This is a genomic window from Actinomadura sp. 9N407, assembly GCF_044326315.1.
Lineage (GTDB): Bacteria > Actinomycetota > Actinomycetes > Streptosporangiales > Streptosporangiaceae > Spirillospora.
The window spans coordinates 25,557-47,445 of record NZ_JBIRAW010000054.1; the positions used below are offsets into that span (position 1 = coordinate 25,557).

Here is a 21,889-nt window from a genome sequence, read left to right on the forward strand (position 1 = left end):
CCCTACCCTCGGGAAGACGGTCGATGCGCGGGGGACTTGTGTGAAACCGTGGGCGCATGGCTCCCCGATACGGCCTGGCGATCTCGGTCCTGCTCGCCGCGACGGCCGTCGCCGGCTGCGGTGACGCGCAGTCCGTCGCTCCCCGGTCGACGCCCGCGTTGAAGCAGGTGGAGTGGATGGGGATGCGCCTGTCCATTCCGGAAGGCTGGAACCTGCGCGCCGACGGCGAGGGCTTCGCGTGCTTCCAGGCGCCCGGCAAGGGCGACTGCGCCAAGGGGAACGAGGTCCTGCGGGTCAGTCTCGTCGGCGGCGAATACAGCGCGTGGCCTTCGGAACGCCTGGACGAGCGGACCGGGTGGGCGGCCGGTGATCCGCCGTACTGCATGGCGGCGGGTTCCAAGGAGACCGACTTCGCCGACCATGGCGGGGCCCGCATCGCCGCCAAGGAGACGGTGACGCTCGCCGATGGCCGCAAGGCCGCCTACCGGGAGTGGGCGGTACCGTGCCAGAACGGCTCCAAGTTCAGCACCAAGGTCTGGTACGTGGCGGACGTCCGCGTCGCCTTCTACACCCTCGACGCCGACCCGGCGCTGGGGGCCATACAGAAGGCCATCGTGGCATCTGCCGATATGCGGAGGTTCAAGCGCTGAACGGCACGGCGGCGGTCTATCTCATCACCGGTGTGCAAGCGGCCGGGAAGTCCACAGTGGCGCAGGCGCTCGCGGCGAGGCTGCCCAGGGCGGCGCATGTACGCGGCGACACGTTCCGGCGCTTCATCGTGAGCGGGCGGGCCGATATGGGCCCCGAGCCCGGCAAGGAGGCCTTGGCCCAACTGCGGCTCAGGCATCGGCTGGCCGCGGATGCCACCGACACCTATGCGGAGGCCGGTTTCTCGGTCGTTCTGCAGGATGTGGTGCTGGGGGAGATGCTGCCTTGGCTCGTACGCCTGATCCGTACTCGGCCCCTGTACGTGGTCGTCCTCGCCCCAAGTCCCGAGGCCGTCACCCAAAGGGAGGCGGGACGTGACAAGCGCGCGTACGGTGCGTTCACCGTCGAGGATCTGGACCGGACGCTGCGCGAGACGACGCCCCGGATCGGGCTGTGGCTGGACTCCTCCGGGCAGACTCCGGAGGAGACCGTGGACGAGATCCTGGCCCGCGCCACACCGTACGAGTAGGCCCGCCCGTACCAGGAGCTCAGAGGGCGGCGTCGGGGAGGCGTGCGGGGCAGCCGGGCTCGCAGTGCTCGCAGTGGTACGCGACGCGGCGGGCGAACGAGGTCAGCATCTTGTTGAGGAACAGCTTCAGGAACGCGCCCGTTCCCCGGTATTTGGGCTCGAAGGCGCCTTCCCAGCGGATGAGGGTCTTGCCGCCCTTGTCCTCCAGGGTGACGTCCGCCCGGTACGTCTTGAGCGGGAGGCCGGAGATCGCGATGTAGGCGTAGTGCCGGGGCGGGTCGTACTCGACGACCTGCTCGCGGGCGGGCGGGATCGCCCTGACCGCGCCGACGCCGTTGGGGGCGTCGTCGCCCGCGCGCTCGCGCCGGGCCCGGGACGGGAACGAGCCCCATTCGCTCCAGGCCTCCGCGACCGCGAGATGCTTGAAGATCACCTCGGCGCCGGCGCGCGAGGTGGCGCTGGCGCCGATGGTGTACGGACCGGCCGGCTGCGGCATGGCGCTCCCTGAGGACGTGATCTCCGCACCGTAGCCAACGCGAATAAACGGGACAAGGCGGGCGGCCCTCCGGCGGCTCAGGCGGAGCCGGTGGCCTCGCGGGGCAGGCGGCTCAGGCGGTGCCGACCACCTGGAACGCCTCGGCCAGCCGTCCCTCGGGAAGGCCCGCGGCGGCCGCGTTCCCCGACAGCCAGCCGCGCAGCATCCGCTCCAGCTCGTCGCCCATGTGCGAGGTCTGGCTCGCGTGCGCCTTCAGCGCGGCGAGCTTGCGCGGGAACGCGTCGGTCATGTCGCTGTAGTGGTTGACCGTCGGGCCGCCGCTGATCCACACCTCGCGCGCCGTCCAGGCCTCCAGGCCCTCATCGGCCAGCAGTTCGGGGAAGGCGTACGGGTTGCGCGCGTCCGGATAGACGGCGTCCAGGGCCGCGGCCCCCACCGCCCGGTGGTCGGGGTGGCTGGGGTAGATGCGCTCGTAATTGCGTTCGGCGCTGGACGTCAGCACCCGGTCGGGACGTACCTGCCGGATCACGCGGGCGATGTCGCGGCGCAGGTCCAGCGTCGCCTCGACGCGGCCGTCCGGGTAGCCGAGGAACCGTACGTCCTCCACGCCCACGCACTTGGCGGCGGCGCGCTGCTCGTCCCGGCGCAGCCGGGCCATCTCGGGCCGCGTCACGGCGTCGTCGAAGCCGCCCGCGTCCCCGTCGGTGACCATGAGGTAGGACACCTCGATGCCCCGGTCGGTCCACTGCGCGATCGTCCCGGACGAGCCGAAGTCGACGTCGTCGGGATGGGCCATCACGGCGAGAACGCGCCGTACCTCGCTGTCGTCCAGTACGTCCGTCACACGCTTAACCCTAAGCGCTGCCGACGACAAGCCCTGCCAATGACAAGCTCTGCCTCCCGGCAGGGTTGGGCCTGGGAGGCGGGCTCTGGGCGGGGTAGAGCTGAGGCATGCGGAAACTCATCAACGCCCCAGCGGACGTCGTCGCCGACGCGCTGCGCGGCATGGCGGCCGCCCACCCCTCCCTGCGAGTCGACCTCGAGAACCGGACGATCGTCCGCGCGGACGCGCCGCGTACCGGGAAGGTCGCCCTCGTCTCGGGCGGCGGCTCCGGGCACGAGCCGCTGCACGGCGGGTTCGTCGGGTACGGGATGCTCGACGCGGCGGCCCCCGGCGAGGTCTTCACCAGCCCCGTTCCCGACCAGATCCTCGCCGCGACCATGGCCGTGAACGGCGGCGCCGGGGTCGTCCATCTGGTCAAGAACTACACCGGCGACGTCCTCAACTTCCGGATGGCCGCCGAACTGGCCGAGGACGAGGACATCGAGGTCGCCTCCGTCGTGATCGACGACGATGTCGCGGTCGAGGACAGCACGTTCACCGCCGGCCGGCGCGGCACCGGCGGCACGCTGTTCGTGGAGAAGATCGCCGGCGCGCTGGCCGAGACCGGCGCCGGGCTGGCCGAGGTCGCCGCCGTGGCCCGCGAGGTGAACGAGCGCAGCCGCTCGTTCGGCGTGGCCCTGTCGCCCAGTACGGTGCCCGCCGCCGGGCGGCCGACGTTCGAGCTGGCCGAGGACGAGATCGAGCTGGGCATCGGCATCCACGGCGAGCCCGGCAGGCGGCGCGAGAAGGCGATGCCCGCCGCCGAGGTCGTGGACGCCGCGCTCACCGCGATCGACGCCGACATGCCGCTGTCGGGCGCGGACGTCCTGGTCCTGGTCAACGGCATGGGCGGGACGCCGCTGATCGAGCAGTACATCGCGTACGCGGCGGCCTCGGACTGGCTGTCCGGGCACGGCGCCACCGTCGTACGCCCCCTCGTCGGGCCCTTCGTGACCAGCCTGGAGATGGCCGGCTGCATGATCTCGGTCTGCCGCCTCACCCCCGACCTGACCCGGCTCTGGGACGCCCCCGTCGAGACCCCCGGGCTCCGGTGGGGCCGGTGAACGCCGGGGACCTCGCCGCCTGGATCAGGCACGCCGCCGACCTCGTCTCCGCCGACACCGAACGGCTGACCCGGCTGGACGCCGCGATCGGCGACGGCGACCACGGCCACAACCTCGACCGCGGCTTCTCGGCCGCCGTGGCCGCACTCCCCGAGGACGCTCCGCCCGGCAAGACCCTGATCGCTGCCGGCCGGGCGATCGTGTCCAAGACCGGCGGCGCCTCCGGGCCCCTGTACGGAACGGCACTGCGCCGTACAGGCAAGGCGTTCGGCGACGCGGAGGACATCGACGCGCCATTGCTCGGCGAGGGCCTGCGCGCCGCCCTGGACGGGGTACGCGAGCTGGGGCAGGCCGAAGAGGGAGACAAGACGATGGTGGACGCGCTCGCCCCCGCCGTCGCCGCGTACGAGACGGCCCTGGCAGACGGCGCGGACCTCGCGGCTTGCGTACGCGCCGCCGCCGAAGCCGCCGAGAAGGGCGCCGAAGCGACCGTTCCCCTGCAGGCGCGCAAGGGCCGCGCCAGCTATCTGGGCCCGCGCAGCACCGGCCACCTTGACCCGGGAGCCGCCTCCACCGCGCTCATCCTGCGCGCGCTGGCCGACGTCGCAGGGGAGGGCACATGATCGGGCTCGTTCTGGTCTCCCACAGCAAGACGCTCGCGGAGGGCGTCGCCGAACTGGCCCGCACGATGGGCGTCGGCAAGGCGGTGGTCGAGCCCGCCGGGGGCGACGCCGACGGCGGCCTCGGCACCAGCATCGAGGTCGTCGAGGACGCCCTGGAACGCGCCAGAGCGGTCGGCGGCGAAGGCATCGTCCTGCTCGCCGACATCGGCAGCTCGGTCCTGACCGCCAAACTGGTGATCGACGAGGCCGTGGGCGATGTCGTCCTGGCCGACGCGCCGCTGGTCGAGGGCGCCGTCGCGGCCGCCTCGATGGCGGCGACCGGCGCCGATCTGGGCGCCGTGGTCGCCGCCGCCGAGTCCGCCTACGACCACCGCAAGAGCTGAACGCCCCCGCGCCGGCCGTCAGCCGTCCGGGCCGAGCAGCACGTCCAGCGGGCCGCCGAGGTCCGCGGAGGGGTCGCCGCGGACCTCGAAGACCCGGAGGGCGGCGTCGCCCTTGCCACCCACCGACACCCGGTATCCGGGCAGGTCGGCGCCGACCTCGCCGGCCGCGCCGCGCTCGCGCGCCGCGGCCAGCTCCTCCACCGCCGCCCGGACCCGGGCCGCCTCCGGTCCGGGCAGATCCGCGGTCTCGTACGAGGCGACCACACTGACCTGCCCGGTCAGACCACCGACCCGCTCGACCGTCACACGCATAGTGTTTCCCGCTCCCCTTCGGGTCGCTCTGTGTTTCCCGGTGGCCGGGGCTACTTGGAGAAGGCCCTGCGTAGTTCGTCGATCTCGTGTCGCAGGATGTCGTCGTCCTCCAGTGCGCCGCCCTGGTTGAGCTTGTCGGGCTCGATGACCATGTACTCGGGCATCTGCATGGTGCCGCAGCAGCGGCCGCGGTACTGCTCGGCGCGCAGGCTGGCCGAGTGCTCGTCGTACGACTCGACCTCGGTCACGTCGCTGCCGTCCCCGGTGTACTCGGCGTTGGCCATGTCCATCCGGCCGCTCATCAGGTCGCGCAGCGGGGTCGCCGCCGTCGTGACCTCGCGGACCGCGAACCGGTTGCGGATGAACGTCCGGTAGATGGCCGGCTCGCGGCGCTGGGCCGAGATCTGGAGCATCTTGTTGGCCACGTCCACGTACGTGGCGCCGACCGCCGGAGCGGCGACGATCGCGTCCAGCAGCAGCTTGCACAGCCGGTCGGCCACCTCGATGAGCAGCAGCGTGAGGTCCTTGCGGCCGGCCTGGCGGCGGCGCTCGAACGCGTAGACGTCGGCGAGGATGTCGTAGACCGCGCCGGTGAACACCTGCGAGATGTCGTGGACCTCGTTGCCGACCTGGCTGAGCTTGAGGTCGTTGTCGGCGTTGCGCAGGCCGTAGTCGCGGTTCAGCGCGGCCTTGCCGAACTCCTCGGCCACCGACGACAGGAAGTTCTTGTCGTGCAGGTTGGCGCGGGTCAGTGCGACCAGCGCCTCGGCCTGGTCGGGCTGGGACAGCGTGAGGAACACCGCGGTCAGGTCGCCGAACGCCTCGTGCAGCCCGCCGGTCTGCGGCGGGTTGGCCGCGCCCAGCCAGCCGGGCTTGAGGCCGTCCAGGATCGCGTGGCCCATCTCGTGCGCGGTGATGTCCAGCGACCGGCAGGTGAAGACCTCCCGGGTCTGGCCCGTCGGCGCGAAGAAGAAGAACTTCAGGACCTTGGCCGTACGGCTGTAGAACGCGTTGCGGTCCACGCCGGCCCTCGGGTGGACGGTGATCCGGTCGGTGTTGCCGCCGGTGTTCCAGGCGAACCGGATCGGGGCGCCGTGATGCCGCTCGTACATCGACAGCGTCTGCCGTACGACCGCGAACGTGTGCTCGCAGTCGAACTGCGGCGAGTCGGGCGGGAAGATGAAGTCGCCGTTGACGTTGCGGGCGACCGGGGTCACGCCGGCCAGCTGGGTCGTGATGCGCGCGTCGGTCGGCCCGTTCAGGACCACCGACGGGACGAACGTCACCCGTACGCCTGGCTGGGAGACCGACGGGTCCTGCTTGTAGACGAGGAACCGGTGGCCCACCATCACGGGCGCCGGTACGGGCACCGCGCGCGGCGCCGCCTCCTGGGAGGCCCCCTCCATGCGGAGCAGCGGCGGAAGCTGCTCCATCCGCGGTTCGGGCACCCGGACGCGGGTCGCCGCCTGCTCGCGGTCCTGCCGGATCTGTGGTTCCTGCTGGTGGATCATCGTCGATGCCACCTTTCGTCACCGGGCGTGGGCCCCTCATGGCCCTACGCGACACAGGACGGGCGTCAAGGGGCCCTGTCGGGATGCCCTTGACTGGATCATGGAGACCGACGTCTCCGCCCTGCGCGGCTTACGTTCCGCCCGTCAGGAAGGCCAGTCAACCCAGAACCCGGTCCGCTGTCCGGTTCCGGACTGCCACCTTGCGACCGCGCCGCGTACCGCCTTCCGCGCCTCCGCCGATACCGGTGAACGAGCCCCGGGTTCGCCGTGCGCAGCGTTGTTGTCCCTGCCGAGCCGTAAACTCAATCTGATGTCAAAGACCGAAGCCCACTCCCTGCTCGACGGCCTCAATCCGGAGCAGCGCGAAGCCGTCCTGCATTCCGGCGGTCCGCTGCTGATCGTCGCCGGCGCCGGTTCGGGCAAGACGCGCGTGCTCACCCACCGGATCGCCCACCTGCTCGGCGAGCGGGAGGTGCATCCCGGCCAGATCCTCGCGATCACCTTCACCAACAAGGCCGCGGCCGAGATGAAGGAGCGGGTGGACGCGCTGGTGGGTCCCCGGTCGCGGGCGATGTGGGTGATGACGTTCCACTCGGCCTGCGTGCGGATCCTGCGCCGCGAGGCCAAGCGGCTGGGCTTCCCGACGAGTTTCTCGATCTACGACCAGGCGGACGCGCAGCGGCTGATGGCGCTGGTCTGCCGGGAGCTGGACCTCGATCCCAAGCGCTATCCGCCCAAGTCGTTCTCGAACCAGGTCAGCAATCTCAAGAACGAGCTGATCGACTACGAGACGTTCAAGGACCGGGCGTCCACGCACATGGAGCAGACGCTCGCCGAGGCGTACGAGATGTATCAGGCCCGGCTGCAGCAGGCCGGCGCGATGGACTTCGACGACCTGATCATGCTGACGGTCAACCTGCTGCAGGTGTTCCCGGAGGCGGCCGAGCACTACCGGCGCCGGTTCCGGCACGTGCTGGTGGACGAGTACCAGGACACCAACCACGCGCAGTACGAACTGGTCAGGGAGCTGACCGCGCCGGTTGAGGGGGTGGGTGCGGCCGAGTTGTGCGTGGTGGGCGACGCCGACCAGTCGATCTACGCGTTCCGGGGCGCCACGATCCGCAACATCCTGGAGTTCGAGCGCGACTACCCCGACGCCACCACGATCCTGCTGGAGCAGAACTACCGCTCCACCCAGACGATCCTGTCGGCGGCCAACGCGGTGATCGAGCGCAACGCCGACCGCAAGCCCAAGAAGCTCTGGTCCGACCAGGGCGAGGGACACAAGATCGTCGGCTATGTGGCCGACAACGAGCACGACGAGGCCGCGTTCGTCGCGCAGGAGGTCGACAAGCTCACCGACGAGGGCGATACCCGTCCCGGCGACGTCGCGATCTTCTACCGCACCAACGCCCAGTCCCGTGTCTTCGAAGAAGTGTTCATCCGCGTCGGCCTGCCGTACAAGGTCGTCGGCGGCGTCCGCTTCTACGAGCGCAAGGAGGTCCGCGACCTGCTCGCGTACCTGCGCGTCCTCGGCAACCCCGAGGACACCGTCTCGCTGCGCCGGATCCTGAACGTGCCCAGGCGCGGCATCGGCGACCGCGCCGAGGCCTGCGTCGAGGCGTACGCCTCCCGCGAGCGGATCTCGTTCTGGCAGGCCCTGCGCAGGCCCGAGGACGTCCCGGGGCTGGCCACCCGGTCGAGCAACGCCATCCGCGAGTTCGTCGCCCTGCTGGACGAGCTGCGCGCGGCCGCCGAGTCGCTGACCCCCGCCGACCTGGTCGAGCAGGTCCTGGTCAAGAGCGGCTACCTGGCCGAGCTGCAGGCGTCCAAGGACCCCCAGGACGAGACCCGCATCGAGAACCTCCAGGAGATGGAGGCCGTCGCCCGCGAGTTCGAGGAGCGCCTCGACGGCGAGTCCGCCGAGGGCCGCCTGGTCGACTTCCTCGAGCAGATCGCCCTGGTCGCCGACGCCGACTCCATCCCCGGCGGCGCCAAGGGCAACCCCGTACCGCCCGGCGAGCAGCCCGAGCAGACCGACCAGGGCGTCGTCACGCTGATGACCCTGCACACGGCCAAGGGCCTGGAGTTCCCCGTGGTGTTCCTCACCGGCATGGAGGACGGCGTCTTCCCGCACCTGCGCGCCATGAGCAACCCCAAGGAGCTCGAAGAGGAGCGCCGCCTCGCCTACGTCGGCATCACCCGGGCCCGCCGGCGCCTGTACGTGACGCGCGCGACCATGCGCAGCTCGTGGGGAGCCCCCCAGGTCAACCCTCCGTCCAGGTTCCTCGGCGAGGTCCCCGACCCGCTGCTGAACTGGGAGCGCAAGGCGTCCGCGGGATCGTCTCCGGCGCTGTCCCGGATGGCCTCGCGCCCCGGCGTCCGTTCCCCGGGCAGCCACCCCGTTCCGGCCCTGTCGGCGGGCGACAAGGTCACCCACGACTCGTTCGGCCTCGGCACCGTCGTCACCGTCGACGGTGCAGACGAGCGGGCCGCCGCCAGCATCGACTTCGGCGGCGAGTACGGCGTCAAGCGCCTCGTTCTCCGCTACGCCAAGGTGGAGAAGCTCTGACCGCTTCCCGCGCTTAGGAGATCCATGTTCGCCGTGCCGTTGGGTGAGGGTGCCGAGCTACGTCCGCTGGAGCCGTGGCAGGCGGCGGAGTTCCTCGACCACGTCGTGCGGGTCCGGGACGACATCGCACCATGGATCCCGTGGGGGAAGGGCACCTGACTCCCTCGCGGGTGTCAGGAGGCGGCGGCGCGGATCGCCGGTGCGCGGGTGAGCATGGCGTGCAGGCGGTCGGCCATCGCGCGGCCGAAGGCGGGGTCGTTGAAATGGGTCTCCATCTCCTGGATCTCGACGAGTGAGCCGGCCAGGCCCTCGCGCAGGGCCGCGAAGAGCGCCTCATCCGCCACCGGGTCGTGGAACGGGCCGCCGGGGGCGCTGAGCGTGGACAGGCCCAGCAGCGGGACGTACAGCGCGGTCGGAGCGACGGCGTCGCGCAGCCGGGCCGCGACGCGGCGTCCCAGCTCGGCCGACTCCAGGGGCGTGGTGCGGACCAGGGTGGCCGCCGGGTCCCGCAGGTGGACGCGGCGTTCGACCGGATGGCCGGGGGCGAATTCGGCCATGTCGAGGCCGCCGAGACTCACCACCTGCGGGACGCCGGCCCGCACGGCGGCGGTCAGGCGTTCGGGGCAGGCCGGATGGAGCCCGCCGAGCAGTTCGGTGGACAGGTCGAACAGGGTCGCGTCGAGGGCGGCGGTCAGCCGGCCGCCGACGGCCGTCGCCTCGTACGAGCGGCCCCCGGCGGCGTGGAAGGCCAGCACCTCGTACCCGAGGATGTCCAGCAGCTCGCACGCCGACCGGACGCCGGGAGTGGTGGCCCCCGCGAGGGTGGCGGCGATGATCGGCGGGCCGCCGATGGGGACGGGACGGCCCGCGGCATAGCCGGTGGCCATGCCGGCGACCGCGGCGGCGGCGCTGGCCAGTACCCGGGACGAGACGCGATTGATGCCGGTGATATCGGTCACGCTGTACATGAGCGTGAGGCCGGGCACGCCGACGAAGGACGACGGGTCGTCGGCGGCCATGCTGGAGACCATCAGCTTGGGAACGCCCGGTGGTAGCGCTCGCATCGCGGTGGTGGAGACGGGGGAGCCGGGACCGCCGATCGCCAGGACACCGTGCAGCCGCCCGGCGCGGAAGAGTCGTCCGATGACCTCGGCGGCGCCTCGGGCCATCGCGGGGTTCCGGTCGTCACCGGCGCAGCGGGCGAGGTCGGCGCCGCCCGCCCGGGCGACCTCGTCGCGGGTGATGTCGGGGGCCACCCGCGGGGGACCGAGGACGCCGGTGTCGACCAGCATGACCTCGGTGCCCAGGACTTGCAGGCGGTCACGGACCCACGCGTACTCCACGTCCTGGGTGTCCAACATACCGATCAGTACCACTACAGGCATATGAGCACTGTTTGCTCCCTGTGCCGGTCGGACAATCGACGGCATCGCCCCAGTTATCTGGCGTCCGGGCGTTCCGGGCTAACCCGGTCAGCAGGTGTGGGCGACAACGGCGCCCCGCAGTGGCCGATGGCGCGGTCCATCGCCGCCCTCCGTCGTGCCGGGGCGCCCGCCGGAACGGTACGCGGCGGCCGGTAGGGTCAGCCGCGTCATTTCTTTGACTCCTTACCGGCGCCGTGTTCGCCGTCGCTGTGCTTCTACTAGCCCCCCGGGAGCCTCCCCTTGGACGTCGAGCATGTGGTCCTGCTGCTGCTCGCCGCCGTGGCCGCGGGCTGGGTGGACGCGGTCGTCGGCGGCGGCGGGCTGATCCAGCTCCCCGCGCTGATGCTGCTGAACCCCGGCGCGCCGGTCGCGAGCGCGCTGGCGACCAACAAGCTCGCCTCGATCGCGGGCACATCGTCGGCCGCGGTGGCCTACCTGCGCAAGGCCAAGCCGGACCTGCCGGTCGCGCTGCCCGGCGCGGGGGTGGCCGTGGTGTGCGCGGCGGCGGGCGCGCTGTGCGCCGCCGCGATCTCCTCGGCGGTGCTGAAGCCGATCATCATGGTGGTGCTGCTGGCGGTGGCGGCGATCGTGGTGCTCAAGCCCGATCTCGGCCGGGTGCCCCAGCTGGTGCTCAGGACCCGCCGCCGGACCGCCGCGGCGGTACTGATCCCCGGCGTCGTGATCGCCTTCTACGACGGGCTGGTCGGGCCCGGCACGGGAACGTTCCTGGTCCTGACGTTCACCACCCTGCTGGGCACCGACTTCGTCAACGCCTCCGCCAACGCGAAGATCATCAACACCGCCACCAACCTCGGCGCGCTGCTGGTCTTCGCCACCCAGGGCCATGTGCTGTGGGCGATCGGGCTCGCGATGGCCGCCTGCAACATCGTCGGCGCGCTGGCCGGTGCCCGGATGGCGATCAACCGCGGCGCGGGCTTCGTCCGGATCGTCCTGTTGGTCGTGGTGCTGGCGCTGGTGGTCAAGCTCGGGTACGAGCAGTTCGCCTGACGCACCCGCCTCCCGGTTCCCCCGGGCATCTCCCGCGGGCATCTCCCCCGAGCATCTCCCCCGAATGGTTTCCCGAGCAGTGGGGTTGTCGTGATCGTCCCACCTGGGTCATGATCTTTGCTCTGCACAGGGAGGTGCGCCCGGTGGCCAGGGAATTCCGTGACATCGCCGGCAGGACGGCCAAGGTCGTCGCGCGGCAGGCTCGGCGGCGTGGGGTCTTTCTCTCGCTGAGCGACGGGGAGGTCCGGTCGTTCCTCGCCGGGGTGATCGATGCCGGGGAGGGAGTGGAGGCCCACGCGGGTCTTCGGCCGCATCCGGACTGCCCGAAAGTGCCGCGCAGGCGGCGGGTGGAGGACGGGTTCGGCGGCAAGACGCCGGTCCGGAAGATGGCGGGCGTCGCGATCGGGATCGCGGATGTCCTGAGCGGGGAGTGGGAACCCGACACCAGGTCCCTGCTGACCACGGCGCTCCACGGCGGGCCCGACAGTCTGGCGGGGCAGCTTCTCGTCCAGTTCAACCCGGTGACCAGCGGGTGTGAGCATGTCCTGGCCGTGACGGACCAGCGGCTGATGCTGGTCCGCATTCGCAGCGGGGTCGGCCGGAAACTCGGGCCCGCCATCGTGCCGTGGTGGGTCCGGCGCGTCCAGGTTCCGGCCAGCCGTGGCTACCGCGAGGGGGATTTCGGTCTCGGCTTCGCCGACTCCTCTTGGATCCGGCTGAACGGCGGCTCCCCGGCGCAGGGCGAAGCCCTCCGCGCCTGCTTCCCCGATGCCCCCGGTCCCTGGCCCGGCGATCGGTAGCCTCCGGATCGGGGTTCGCTAACGCACCCGGGGGAGCGGCAGGGGACTTTCCAGCGCGGCCAGGGTCAGCAGGACGAGTGAGGCCGTCCAGCCGAGCGGGGCGACGGAGGAGGGGTCGCCGTCCTCGTCGACCTTTTCGGGCAGGGCGCCTAGGGACGTCCTATGCGCCGCCAGCCAGTCGAGACGGTTCACGGCCTCGCCCGTACGGCCCGAGGCCGCGGCCGACAAGGCGAAAAGGGCCACTTCCGGAGTCCAGGCAGTGTTCGGGTCCCCGGACCAGCGCTCCCCTGGGAGGACGCCCCCGTTCGGCAGGCTCTGCCGTACGGCCGCGTCGGCGATCGCGGCGGTCACTCCGGCATCCAGAGGGGCGAAGGGCGGCGCGATGAACGTCACAGAAGTGTCCATGAGGCCGTCCTCGATGGGAGAACGCGGATAGCCGTACGGAGCGAACTGCTGGGCGACCGCCTTGGAGACGCGGTTCGAGGCCTTCTGCCAGTCGTGCGCCTTCTTCGTGTGGCCGTTCCCCAGGGCGAAGGAGGCCGCGGAACGCAGCCCCGCCAGGGCAGGGCCGACGACTCCCAGTGTGGGACGGCGCGGGTCCTCTTCGGTGTCGGGATCGCGTTCCCAGTAGTCGGACGAGGGCGGCGGCAGCCCTTCGACGTCCAGGGAACGGGTGAGGTGGTTCGCGGCCCGTTCCACCATCGGCCATAGCTCGGGCAGTTCGGCGGCGGCTTCGGGAGCCTGTGCATGGAAGAACCATGCCGCCCACATGACCCAGCCCAGGGAGTCGAGTTGCGCTTCCCTGCCATCGGTCACGGCGGTGCCGTCAGGGTGGTAGCGCGCGGCCCACTGCCCGTTCTCATGCTGTACGCGGGACAGGAAACGCAGGACGCGCCGTGCCTCGGCGTAGTGGCCCGTCGCGACGAACGCGGCGGCGGTGAAGGCGGAGTCGCGCGGCCACGAATAGCGCCACGCCCCGTACCACGACGCCTGGGAGGCCCCGTTGGGCCGCGTGAGCAGCCGCAGGTCGAGCAGTGCTCTGGAGGCCATCTCCTGGTAGACGAGCCTGTTGCCGTCCGGGACGGTCGGTCCCCCGCTTGGAACGGTCCCGCGAGCGAGCCAGGCCTGGTCGGAACGTACGGCGGCCGCCACGCGCGGGTCGTCCGCGTTCACGGTGATGGCGGTCTCGGCCCCGAACGGGACCAGCTGCACGCGGCCGTTCTTGAGCCGCACCACGGAGCTGCCGGGGATGTAGGAGGCTCCGGCCGCGTCCTCGCGGGAGACCGGGTCCCCGGCGAACGGCCAGCCGCCGCCGCCGATCAGACCGGCACCACCCCAGCCGGGCTTGCCCAGGTCGGGGAGGGTGGCGCCGCAGGTGGCCACGAGCGTGGCGACGAGGAGCAGCGCCGTGATCCGCCGGACCGTTCTGAACGTGCCCCCCGCGCGGGACCCGATCCGGTCACCGGCCAGGTCGTCGGCCACCGGCCCATCCCCTCGTGATCATCGTCTCCTCGTGCTTCCGCTCGTGTTTACCCGGCGTTCGCCACCACACGGAACATAAGTAGATCAATCACCACTAATCGGATCCTCCTCCTGAGGGAGGGAACCCGGCTTCCTCCCTAAGTGGCATACCCCCGGACAACCCCCCTCTATCGGGCCCCATTCCTCGGGCCGGCCGCCCTGTACGGGACCCGGCGACGTGACCAGGTGAGCGGGCAGACTAGGCTGCATCGACGGAGCGGACCGCCGGGTGGGACGGCCGCACGGAAAACCGTCACCTACGGACATTCGTGTGACCACACTTGAGCGGTCGTTAGCTGTCGATCCGTTTAAGGACGCCTCGTGGACCTGTTCGAACATCAGGCGAAGGAACTCTTCGCCGAGTACGGGGTACCGGTGCCCACCGGCAAGGTCGCCCGTACTCCCCAGGAAGCCCGGGCCATCGCGGCGGAACTGTTCGCCGCGGGAAGCTCGAAGGTCGTCGTCAAGGCCCAGGTCTTGACCGGCGGCCGCGGCAAGGCCGGCGGCGTGAAGCTCGCCGATGACGCCGACGAGGCGGAAGCGCTCGCCGGCCAGATCCTCGGCATGGACATCAAGGGCCACACGGTCCACAAGGTCCTGGTCGAGGAAGGCAGCGCGATCGCGGAGGAGTACTACTTCTCCTTCCTGCTCGACCGCGCGAACCGTACCTTCCTGTCGATCTGCTCCTCCGAAGGCGGGGTGGAGATCGAGGTCGTCGCGGAGACGAACCCCGACGCCGTCGCCAAGGTGCAGATCTCGGCGCTGGACGGCGTCGACCTGGCCAAGGCCAAGGAGATCGCGGCGGCCGGCCGGCTGCCGGAGAAGGCGCAGGACGGCGCCGCCGAGCTGATCGAGCGGCTGTGGGCCGTCTTCACCGACGAGGACGCCACCCTCGTCGAGGTCAACCCGCTGATCCTCACCGCCGCCGGCAAGGTCGTCGCGCTGGACGGCAAGGTCACCCTGGACGACAACGCCGGTTTCCGGCAGGAGTCGCACGAGGGCCTCGCCGACAAGGCCGCCGCCGACCCCCTGGAGCAGCGCGCCAAGGAGAAGGACCTCAACTACGTCAAGCTCGACGGCAGCGTCGGCATCATCGGCAATGGCGCGGGCCTGGTCATGTCGACCCTCGACGTGGTCTCCTACGCCGGCGAGGCGTTCAACGGCCAGAAGCCGGCGAACTTCCTCGACATCGGCGGCGGCGCCTCGGCCGAGGTGATGGCCAACAGCCTGGAGATCGTGCTGTCGGACGCCGACGTCAAGTCGGTCTTCGTCAACGTCTTCGGCGGCATCACCGCCTGCGACGCGGTCGCCAACGGCATCGTGTCCGCCTACAAGCTGCTCGCCGAGCGCGGCGAGACCGTCGACCGGCCGCTGGTGGTCCGGCTGGACGGCAACAACGCCGAGCTCGGCCGCAAGATCCTGACCGACGCGGCGCTGACCGGCGTCGAGCAGGTCGACACCATGGACGATGCGGCCAAGCGCGCCGCCGAACTCGCCGCGGCAGGTGCATGAGCATGGCCATCTGGCTGACTGAGAACAGCAAGATCATCGTCCAGGGCATGACCGGCTCGGAGGGCATGAAGCACTCCCGCCGGATGCTCGCCTCCGGCGCCGACGTCGTCGGCGGCGTCAACGCCCGCAAGGCCGGGCAGAGCGTCGACATCGACGGCACGTCGCTGCCCGTGTTCGGGACCGTCACCGAGGCGATGGCCCAGACCGGCGCCGACGTGTCGGTGATCTTCGTACCGCCGAAGTTCACCAAGGACGCCGTGGTCGAGGCCATCGACGCCGAGATCCCGCTCTGCGTGGTCATCACCGAGGGCATGCCGGTCCACGACACGGCGTACTTCTGGAAGTACGCCGGGTCCAAGGACGGCAAGACCCGGATCATCGGGCCGAACTGTCCCGGCATCGCCTCCCCGGGCAAGTCCAACGCCGGCATCATCCCGGCCGACATCACCACCCCCGGCCGGATCGGGCTGGTGTCCAAGTCGGGCACGCTGACGTACCAGATGATGTACGAGCTGCGCGACATCGGCTTCTCCACCTGCGTCGGCATCGGCGGTGACCCGATCATCGGGACCACCCACATCGACGCGCTCAAGGCCTTCCAGGAGGACCCGGAGACCGACGCGATCGTGATGATCGGTGAGATCGGCGGCGACGCCGAGGAGCGCGCCGCGGCCTACATCGAGCAGAACGTGACCAAGCCGGTCGTCGGCTACGTCGCCGGGTTCACCGCCCCCGAGGGCAAGACCATGGGCCACGCCGGCGCCATCGTCTCCGGCTCCTCGGGTACGGCCCAGGCCAAGAAGGACGCCCTGGAGAAGGTCGGCGTCCGCGTGGGCAAGACGCCCAGCGAGACCGCCCGCCTGATGCGGGAGATCATGAAGAACCTCTGATTCCAGAGGACCGTGTCGAAAGACGCCCGAGCCGCCCGTCGGCCCGGGCGTCTTTCGTTCCCGCCGCGCTCTGCCCGCCCGCTGCCCGTCCGGCGGCCGCCGGACGAGGGTTTCGTCGCACGGCTCTGGCATGCTCGGGCGCCATGGACACCGACGCCTTCTGGGCCCTCATCGACGAGGCCCGTGCCGCCGCCCCCGCCGACTCCCCGGATTGGGACGCCTTCGAGGCCGTCGCCGAGCGGGCCACGGCTCTCCTGGCCGTACGGCCGCGCGAGGACATCCTGGCCTTCCAGCAGATCTTCTGGAATCTGATGGGCGCCTCCTTCCGGGAGCCGCTGTGGGGTGCCGCCTACACGATCAACGGTGGCTGCTCCGACGACGGCTTCGACTACTTCCGCGGCTGGCTGATCGGGCAGGGGCGCGCGACGTACGAGAGTGCCGTCGCCGATCCCGACTCGCTCGCCGGCCACCCCGTCGTCCAGGCCGCCGCCAAGAACTGCGACCTATGGAACGAGTCGATGCTCGGCGTCGCCTCGGCGGCCTACCGGACGGCCTTCGGCGAGGAACCGCCGCGCGGCTCGTACACGATCACCTACCCGGATCCCGGTCCGGGCTGGGACTTCGATGACGAGGAGGAGAACCGCCGCCACATCCCCCGGCTCTCGGAGCTCTACGCCGGCTGATCACTTTCAACCGATCACCTTCAACCGATCACCTTCGACTGATCAGCTTCGGCCGATCAGCTTCGACAAAGGCGACACGCCGGACGGACGCGCCCGCCGGGACGGGCGCGGGCTGTCAGCATTGAGGCCGTGACCGACAGACAGCACCGACCGGAGCCCGACGGCACCTCCCGCCCGCTGTACGTGACGGGCCTGGTGGGCGCGCTCTGGTGCATCGGCATCGGGCTCGCCGTGCTCACCACCGTCACGCTGATCGGCTGGATCGCCGCCCCCCGGACGACCATGGGGCCCGGCCTGCCCGGCGTCTTCCGCACGGCGGTCAACCTGTGGCTGGTCTCCCACCATGCCGGGATCTCCGTTCCGCAGGGCCGGATCGGGCTGCTGCCGCTCGGCACGCTCGTCCTGCCCGGGGCGCTGCTGTACCGCAGCGGCGCCTGGATGATCCGGGCCGCCGGGGTACCGGGCCGCCCTCGGACCGGCGTCCTGCACGTCGCGGTCGCGCTGGCCGCCCCCTACGCCGTCCTGGCCGGGCTGCTCGCGCTCGCCGCCGCCTCGTCCAGCGTCAGCACGCCCGCCTGGGAGGCACTGCTCGGCGCGTTCATCGTCGCCGTCGTCTCCGGTGGCCTCGGCGCCGCCCGCGCACTGGTCGCCGCCCGCGGCCCGGGTGTCCGCTCGGGCCTGGGCGCCCTGCTGAAGCTCCTGCCGGAACGGCCCCGTTCCCTGGTGATCGGCGTCTCGGGGGCCACCGCCGTCCTGCTCGCCTCCGGGGCGATCCTGGTCGGTGCCTCGCTGGCGATGCACGTCCCCGAATCGACCGAGGTGTACGACACGCTGGCGCCCGGGATCGTCGGCGGGATCCTGCTGCTGGTGGTCGAGGTGGCCTTCCTGCCCAACGCGGTCATCTGGGGGATGGCCTACGCGATCGGCCCCGGCTTCTCGATCGGTGCCGGCACCGGCGTCTCGCCATCGGGGATCTTCCTGGACTCGGTGCCCGCGTTCCCGCCGCTGGCCGCGCTGCCCGAGGCCGGCCCGGCCCCGCTGATCTCGCTGCTCGCGCTCGCCGCCCCGTTCGTCGCCGGCGCCGTCGGAGGCGTCCTGACGGTCCGCGCGATGCCGAGCGCGACCTCGGAGGCGGCCCCGCTCTGGGGATTCGTCTGCGGAGCTCTCACAGGCGTTGTGGCGGCCTTCCTGAGCGCCCTGGCGGGCGGACCCCTCGGCGGCGGCCGGATGGCCACCGTGGGCCCCTCACCGTGGCAGGTGGGCATGATGGCGGCCCTGGAGGTCGGCATCTCGGCGGCCATCGTGGCCTGGCTGGCCGACCGGCGGGCCGCACGCCGTCCCGCCGAGCCGTACCCGGAGCCCCCGAGCCGGCGCGACACCCGCAAGGCCGCCAAGGCTGCCAAAGAAGGCAAGGAAGCCAAGAACGTCAAGGAAGGCAAGGCGGGTAAGGGCGGCAAGTCCCGCAAGACTCCCGTCGCGCCCGTGCTGGCCGCCCCCGTCCCCGAGGACGCCCCGGCGCCCGAGCGCCGGGAGAGGCCGGCCCCACCCGTGCGGAAGCCCGCCCCGTACACCGCGGACCCGCTGGAGTTCGAAGAGGCCGAGCCCATCCTCGCGCCCCGCAAGGCGGCCAGGCCCAGAGGCGGCCGGACTCCCGCGCCGCCACGGCCCGAGCCCACCGAGGACGATCCGTCCCACCCCGAGCCGGAGCCGGAGTGGACCGCCGAGGAGGAGCCGATCGAACGCGCCGTTCGGGAGCCGGAGCCTCGCCCCCGCGACGTCCCCTCGCCCCGCGACGATCCCGAACGCATCGAGAACCGGGGCGGCGCCATCTACGTCCTCAGAGAGGACCAGGACTGACCAGGAGCCCAGAGGCTCAGGGGCGGCCGCTCAGTGCCAGCGGCTCAGAAGCTCAGGGCCGGCGGCTCAGAACATGTCCTTGTAGGGGTCCATGCTCCCCTTGGGGAGATTGAGCTTCTCTTCGACGTTCTGGACGAAACTGTCGCGGCAGGCGTTCTCGTCAGTGGTGGTGTTGGCCGAGCTGAGGCACTCCTGGCGGTCGCTCAACTCCGGCCACAGCACGGCCGTCGTCACCAGTGAAAGGCTCGCGAAAGCCAGGCCGATCGCACCGAGCACGATGCCGGGGACGGCGCCCGGAGCGGTGGAACGCTCCTTGCTCGCGAGTCTGCGGGCCTTGATCCCGACGACCAGTGCCGCGATGCCGAGGACCATGCCGACCGGGAAGAAGAAGGGGGTCAGCAGGAGGGCACCACCGCCCAGCCAGAGGGCTCTGCGGCCCGCGCGCGCGGCATCGCCGGCCTCGCCGTCCTTCCCGGCGGGCCCGCCGGTGGTGGGGACGGTGTCCCGGCCGGTGTCGCCGTCGCCCTGTCCCGGCTGCTCACTCACGTTCTCTTCCTCCTGCTGCCGGCTGGTGCCGACCTGTGGTGCGGATGACGACGCGCCGAACCCGGCCGATAAGCTTCGTTGCGGCCGGTGAAGCCACGGCCTCGCTCGAACCCCACCCCACCAGTACCGTCCACCAGGGGAGTCATGGTGCCCGCCCGGCTCGTCGTCCTCGTCTCCGGCGCGGGGACCAACCTACAGGCGCTGCTCGACGCGTGCGCGGATCCAGCCTACGGGGCCGAGGTGGTCGCGGTCGGCGCGGACCGCGACGGAACGGGCGGTGTGGACCGTGCGGAACGGGCCGGGCTGCCCACGTTCACCGTCCGGATCCCCGACTTCGGCGACCGCCGCGGCTGGGACGAGGCGCTCGCCGCGGCCGTCGAGGAGCACGAGCCCGATCTGGTGGTGTCCGCCGGGTTCATGAAGATCCTCGGCCCGCGCTTCCTGGCCCGGTTCGGCGGCCGCACGATCAACACCCATCCCGCGCTGCTGCCGTCGTTCCCCGGAGCCCACGCGGTGCGGGACGCCCTGGCGCACGGTGTCAAGGTCACGGGCTGTACCGTGCACTTCGTCGACGAAGGCGTGGACACCGGACCCGTCATCGCCCAGGAGGCCGTGCCCGTCCGCTGGCACGACGACGAAGACTCCCTGCACGAACGCATCAAGCAGGTGGAACGCCGGCTCATGGTCGAGGTCATCGGGCGCCTGGCCCGCGACGGCTGGACCGTGCAGGGCAGGCGGGTCTCCATGAAATGCAGGACCTGCAACACGCCCGCAGTAGCTGAGGGCGCAGACGACGAGGGGACTAGGGCCGGTGACTCGGGTCGCGAATAATTCCGGGGGGACGACCCCCCAAACCCCCCGGCAAGTGCCGGTGAAGCGCGCTTTGATCAGCGTGTACGACAAGACGGGGCTGGAGGAGCTGGCCAAGGGCCTGCACCAGGCCGGCGTGGAGATCGTCTCGACCGGCTCCACGGCCGGCCGGATCGCCGCCGCCGGCGTACCGGTGATGAAGGTCGAGAAGCTCACCGGATTCCCCGAGTGCCTGGACGGCCGCGTCAAGACCCTGCACCCCAAGGTGCACGCGGGCCTGCTGGCCGACCGGCGCAAGGACGACCACCGGCAGCAGCTGGAGGACCTGGACGTCGAGCCGTTCGACCTGGCCGTGGTCAACCTCTACCCGTTCGCCGACACCGTCGCCTCGGGCGCCAAGCCGGACGAGTGCGTCGAGCAGATCGACATCGGCGGCCCCACCATGGTCCGCGCCGCCGCCAAGAACCACGCCGGTGTCGCCGTCGTCGTGGACCCGTCCTCCTACGCCGACGTCCTCGACGCGGTCACCGCGGGCGGCTTCACCCAGGCCGAACGGCAGCGGCTCGCCGCCCGTGCGTTCGCTCACACCGCCGCGTACGACGTCGCCGTGGCCTCCTGGTTCGCGAGCGAGTACGCGCCGGATGAGATCGGCACCGACTCCAAGTGGCCCGACTTCCTCGGCGCCGCCTGGGAGCGCAAGGCCGTCCTGCGGTACGGGGAGAACCCGCACCAGCGCGCCGCCCTCTACGGCGAGCAGACCGGCGGCGGCCTCGCGGGCGCCGAGCAGCTGCACGGCAAAGAGATGTCGTACAACAACTACGTGGACGCCGACGCGGCCCGCCGCGCCGCCTACGACTTCGCCGAGCCCGCCGTCGCGATCATCAAGCACGCCAACCCGTGCGGCATCGCGATCGGCGCCGACGTGGCCGACGCCCACGCCAAGGCCCACGCCTGCGACCCCGTCTCCGCGTACGGCGGCGTCATCGCCGTGAACCGCCCGGTGACCGCCGCGATGGCCGGCCAGGTCGCCGACGTCTTCACCGAGGTCCTGGTCGCCCCGGCGTTCGAGGCCGAGGCCCTGGAGATCCTCACCCGCAAGAAGAACATCCGGCTGCTGGTCTGCCCGGACGGCCCGTCCAACCAGGTCGAGTACCGCCGCGTCGACGGCGGCCTGCTGATGCAGACCGTCGACAAGGTCGACGCCCCCGGCGACGACCCGTCCGGCTGGGAACTCAAGACCGGCCAGGCCGCCGACGAGACCACCCTGCGCGACCTGGCGTTCGCCTGGAAGGCCTGCCGCTCGGTCAAGTCCAACGCCATCCTGCTGGCCGCCGACGGCGCCACCGTCGGTGTCGGCATGGGCCAGGTCAACCGCGTCGACTCCGCCCGGCTGGCGGTCTCCCGCGCCGGCGACGAGCGCACCGCCACGGCCGTCGGCGCCTCGGACGCCTTCTTCCCGTTCCCGGACGGGCTCGAGGTCCTGACCAAGGCCGGCGTACGGGCGATCGTCGAGCCCGGCGGCTCCATCCGCGACGACGAGGTCATCGCCGCCGCAGAGAAGGCGGGCATCACCCTGTACTTCACCGGAACCCGCCACTTCTTCCACTGAGTCTCCTGGGGGGACCACCCCCAGACCCCCAGGCGGACCGTTCGCGCCCCTGCGCTCGCTGGCGCTCGCTTCGGGGCGCGCTCGGATCCGGGTGGGAGGGCTCCGCCCCCCACGCCCCCCGGCTGGGGGCTCCGCCCCCTAGTCCCCGTCTCTGGCGGGCTGGTCCCTTCGTTGAGTCGTGGCGTGTTCGCCCTTCCAGATCTGGAAA

The 21,889-nt window shown here is 71.4% G+C and carries 22 protein-coding genes; 15 read left to right on the plus strand and 7 right to left on the minus strand.

What is annotated here, in order from left to right; all coding sequences use genetic code 11:
* The first annotated feature begins 56 nt into the window (after positions 1-56).
* Both ACH34Q_RS45205 and ACH34Q_RS45210 read left to right on the plus strand, forming a co-directional pair.
* A complete protein-coding gene (locus ACH34Q_RS45205) occupies positions 57-650 on the plus strand; it encodes a hypothetical protein (RefSeq protein WP_395989433.1) in 594 nt (197 codons plus the stop codon).
* Positions 647-1,177, plus strand: a complete 531-nt coding sequence (locus ACH34Q_RS45210; protein ID WP_395989454.1) for an AAA family ATPase — start codon at positions 647-649, stop codon at positions 1,175-1,177. Before ACH34Q_RS45205 ends, ACH34Q_RS45210 begins: the two co-directional genes overlap by 4 nt.
* Before the next feature lie 19 nt (positions 1,178-1,196).
* On the opposite strand, the gene ACH34Q_RS45215 is transcribed toward ACH34Q_RS45210, so the two are convergent.
* Complete coding sequence (locus ACH34Q_RS45215; RefSeq protein WP_395989434.1) at positions 1,197-1,673, minus strand: SRPBCC family protein; 477 nt, start codon at positions 1,671-1,673, stop codon at positions 1,197-1,199.
* Positions 1,674-1,785: 112 nt separating this feature from the next.
* Entirely contained in the window at positions 1,786-2,469 is a 684-nt protein-coding gene (locus ACH34Q_RS45220; RefSeq protein WP_395989455.1) for a PIG-L deacetylase family protein, read from the minus strand.
* 155 nt (positions 2,470-2,624) lie between these two features.
* On the opposite strand from ACH34Q_RS45220, the gene dhaK reads away from it, so the two are divergent.
* From dhaK to ACH34Q_RS45235, 3 genes are read left to right on the plus strand one after another with little or no spacing between them, the layout of a single operon-like run.
* Positions 2,625-3,620: a dihydroxyacetone kinase subunit DhaK gene (dhaK, locus tag ACH34Q_RS45225; protein ID WP_395989435.1), complete on the plus strand. Its 996-nt coding sequence runs from the start codon at positions 2,625-2,627 to the stop codon at positions 3,618-3,620.
* Complete coding sequence (gene dhaL, locus ACH34Q_RS45230) at positions 3,617-4,243, plus strand: dihydroxyacetone kinase subunit DhaL (protein WP_395989436.1); 627 nt, start codon at positions 3,617-3,619, stop codon at positions 4,241-4,243. Before dhaK ends, dhaL begins: the two co-directional genes overlap by 4 nt.
* Complete coding sequence (locus ACH34Q_RS45235) at positions 4,240-4,626, plus strand: PTS-dependent dihydroxyacetone kinase phosphotransferase subunit DhaM (RefSeq protein ID WP_395989437.1); 387 nt, start codon at positions 4,240-4,242, stop codon at positions 4,624-4,626. The genes dhaL and ACH34Q_RS45235 overlap by 4 nt, the downstream gene beginning before the upstream one ends.
* Before the next feature lie 18 nt (positions 4,627-4,644).
* Here ACH34Q_RS45235 and ACH34Q_RS45240 read toward each other — a convergent pair whose 3' ends face one another.
* Together ACH34Q_RS45240 and ACH34Q_RS45245 are read right to left on the minus strand one after the other, a co-directional pair.
* Entirely contained in the window at positions 4,645-4,932 is a 288-nt protein-coding gene (locus tag ACH34Q_RS45240; RefSeq protein WP_395989438.1) for a hypothetical protein, read from the minus strand.
* A gap of 56 nt (positions 4,933-4,988) precedes the next feature.
* Positions 4,989-6,449 carry a hypothetical protein gene (locus ACH34Q_RS45245; RefSeq protein ID WP_395989439.1) on the minus strand — a complete coding sequence of 487 codons (1,461 nt, stop codon included), beginning with the start codon at positions 6,447-6,449 and terminating at the stop codon, positions 4,989-4,991.
* Positions 6,450-6,759: 310 nt separating this feature from the next.
* Here ACH34Q_RS45245 and pcrA point away from each other — a divergent pair, with 310 nt between their 5' ends.
* Both pcrA and ACH34Q_RS45255 read left to right on the plus strand, forming a co-directional pair.
* A complete protein-coding gene (gene pcrA / locus ACH34Q_RS45250) occupies positions 6,760-9,021 on the plus strand; it encodes a DNA helicase PcrA (protein WP_395989440.1) in 2,262 nt (753 codons plus the stop codon).
* Positions 9,022-9,045: 24 nt separating this feature from the next.
* The gene (locus ACH34Q_RS45255) at positions 9,046-9,180 is read left to right on the plus strand and encodes a hypothetical protein (protein WP_395989441.1); all 135 of its coding nucleotides are present in this window, start codon (positions 9,046-9,048) and stop codon (positions 9,178-9,180) included.
* 14 nt (positions 9,181-9,194) lie between these two features.
* Here the strand turns inward: ACH34Q_RS45255 and ACH34Q_RS45260 are convergent, their stop codons facing one another.
* On the minus strand, positions 9,195-10,406 hold the full coding sequence (locus ACH34Q_RS45260) for a Tm-1-like ATP-binding domain-containing protein (protein WP_395989442.1): 1,212 nt from the start codon (positions 10,404-10,406) through the stop codon (positions 9,195-9,197).
* Positions 10,407-10,685: 279 nt separating this feature from the next.
* On the opposite strand from ACH34Q_RS45260, the gene ACH34Q_RS45265 reads away from it, so the two are divergent.
* Positions 10,686-11,453 carry a TSUP family transporter gene (locus ACH34Q_RS45265; RefSeq protein ID WP_395989443.1) on the plus strand — a complete coding sequence of 256 codons (768 nt, stop codon included), beginning with the start codon at positions 10,686-10,688 and terminating at the stop codon, positions 11,451-11,453.
* Between the two features lie 143 nt (positions 11,454-11,596).
* Positions 11,597-12,253: a hypothetical protein gene (locus ACH34Q_RS45270; protein ID WP_395989444.1), complete on the plus strand. Its 657-nt coding sequence runs from the start codon at positions 11,597-11,599 to the stop codon at positions 12,251-12,253.
* 18 nt (positions 12,254-12,271) lie between these two features.
* On the opposite strand, the gene ACH34Q_RS45275 is transcribed toward ACH34Q_RS45270, so the two are convergent.
* On the minus strand, positions 12,272-13,735 hold the full coding sequence (locus tag ACH34Q_RS45275) for a glycoside hydrolase family 15 protein (RefSeq protein ID WP_395989445.1): 1,464 nt from the start codon (positions 13,733-13,735) through the stop codon (positions 12,272-12,274).
* Positions 13,736-14,095: 360 nt separating this feature from the next.
* Between ACH34Q_RS45275 and sucC the strand changes: the two genes are divergently transcribed.
* The 4 genes from sucC (at position 14,096) to ACH34Q_RS45295 (ending at position 18,716) form a co-directional block, all read left to right on the plus strand.
* The gene (gene sucC / locus ACH34Q_RS45280) at positions 14,096-15,286 is read left to right on the plus strand and encodes an ADP-forming succinate--CoA ligase subunit beta (protein ID WP_395989446.1); all 1,191 of its coding nucleotides are present in this window, start codon (positions 14,096-14,098) and stop codon (positions 15,284-15,286) included.
* Between the two features lie 2 nt (positions 15,287-15,288).
* On the plus strand, positions 15,289-16,176 hold the full coding sequence (gene sucD / locus ACH34Q_RS45285) for a succinate--CoA ligase subunit alpha (protein WP_395989447.1): 888 nt from the start codon (positions 15,289-15,291) through the stop codon (positions 16,174-16,176).
* A 143-nt stretch (positions 16,177-16,319) separates the two neighbouring features.
* Positions 16,320-16,859 (plus strand): DUF4240 domain-containing protein, encoded by a 540-nt coding sequence (locus ACH34Q_RS45290; RefSeq protein WP_395989448.1) that lies wholly within the window; start codon positions 16,320-16,322, stop codon positions 16,857-16,859.
* A 129-nt stretch (positions 16,860-16,988) separates the two neighbouring features.
* On the plus strand, positions 16,989-18,716 hold the full coding sequence (locus tag ACH34Q_RS45295) for a DUF6350 family protein (protein WP_395989449.1): 1,728 nt from the start codon (positions 16,989-16,991) through the stop codon (positions 18,714-18,716).
* 66 nt (positions 18,717-18,782) lie between these two features.
* On the opposite strand, the gene ACH34Q_RS45300 is transcribed toward ACH34Q_RS45295, so the two are convergent.
* A complete protein-coding gene (locus ACH34Q_RS45300; RefSeq protein ID WP_395989450.1) occupies positions 18,783-19,262 on the minus strand; it encodes a DUF4190 domain-containing protein in 480 nt (159 codons plus the stop codon).
* A gap of 144 nt (positions 19,263-19,406) precedes the next feature.
* On the opposite strand from ACH34Q_RS45300, the gene purN reads away from it, so the two are divergent.
* Positions 19,407-20,093, plus strand: a complete 687-nt coding sequence (gene purN, locus ACH34Q_RS45305) for a phosphoribosylglycinamide formyltransferase (RefSeq protein WP_395989451.1) — start codon at positions 19,407-19,409, stop codon at positions 20,091-20,093.
* A 34-nt stretch (positions 20,094-20,127) separates the two neighbouring features.
* Positions 20,128-21,681, plus strand: coding sequence for a bifunctional phosphoribosylaminoimidazolecarboxamide formyltransferase/IMP cyclohydrolase (gene purH, locus ACH34Q_RS45310; protein WP_395989452.1), 1,554 nt, complete (start codon positions 20,128-20,130; stop codon positions 21,679-21,681).
* Positions 21,682-21,889: the final 208 nt, after the last annotated feature.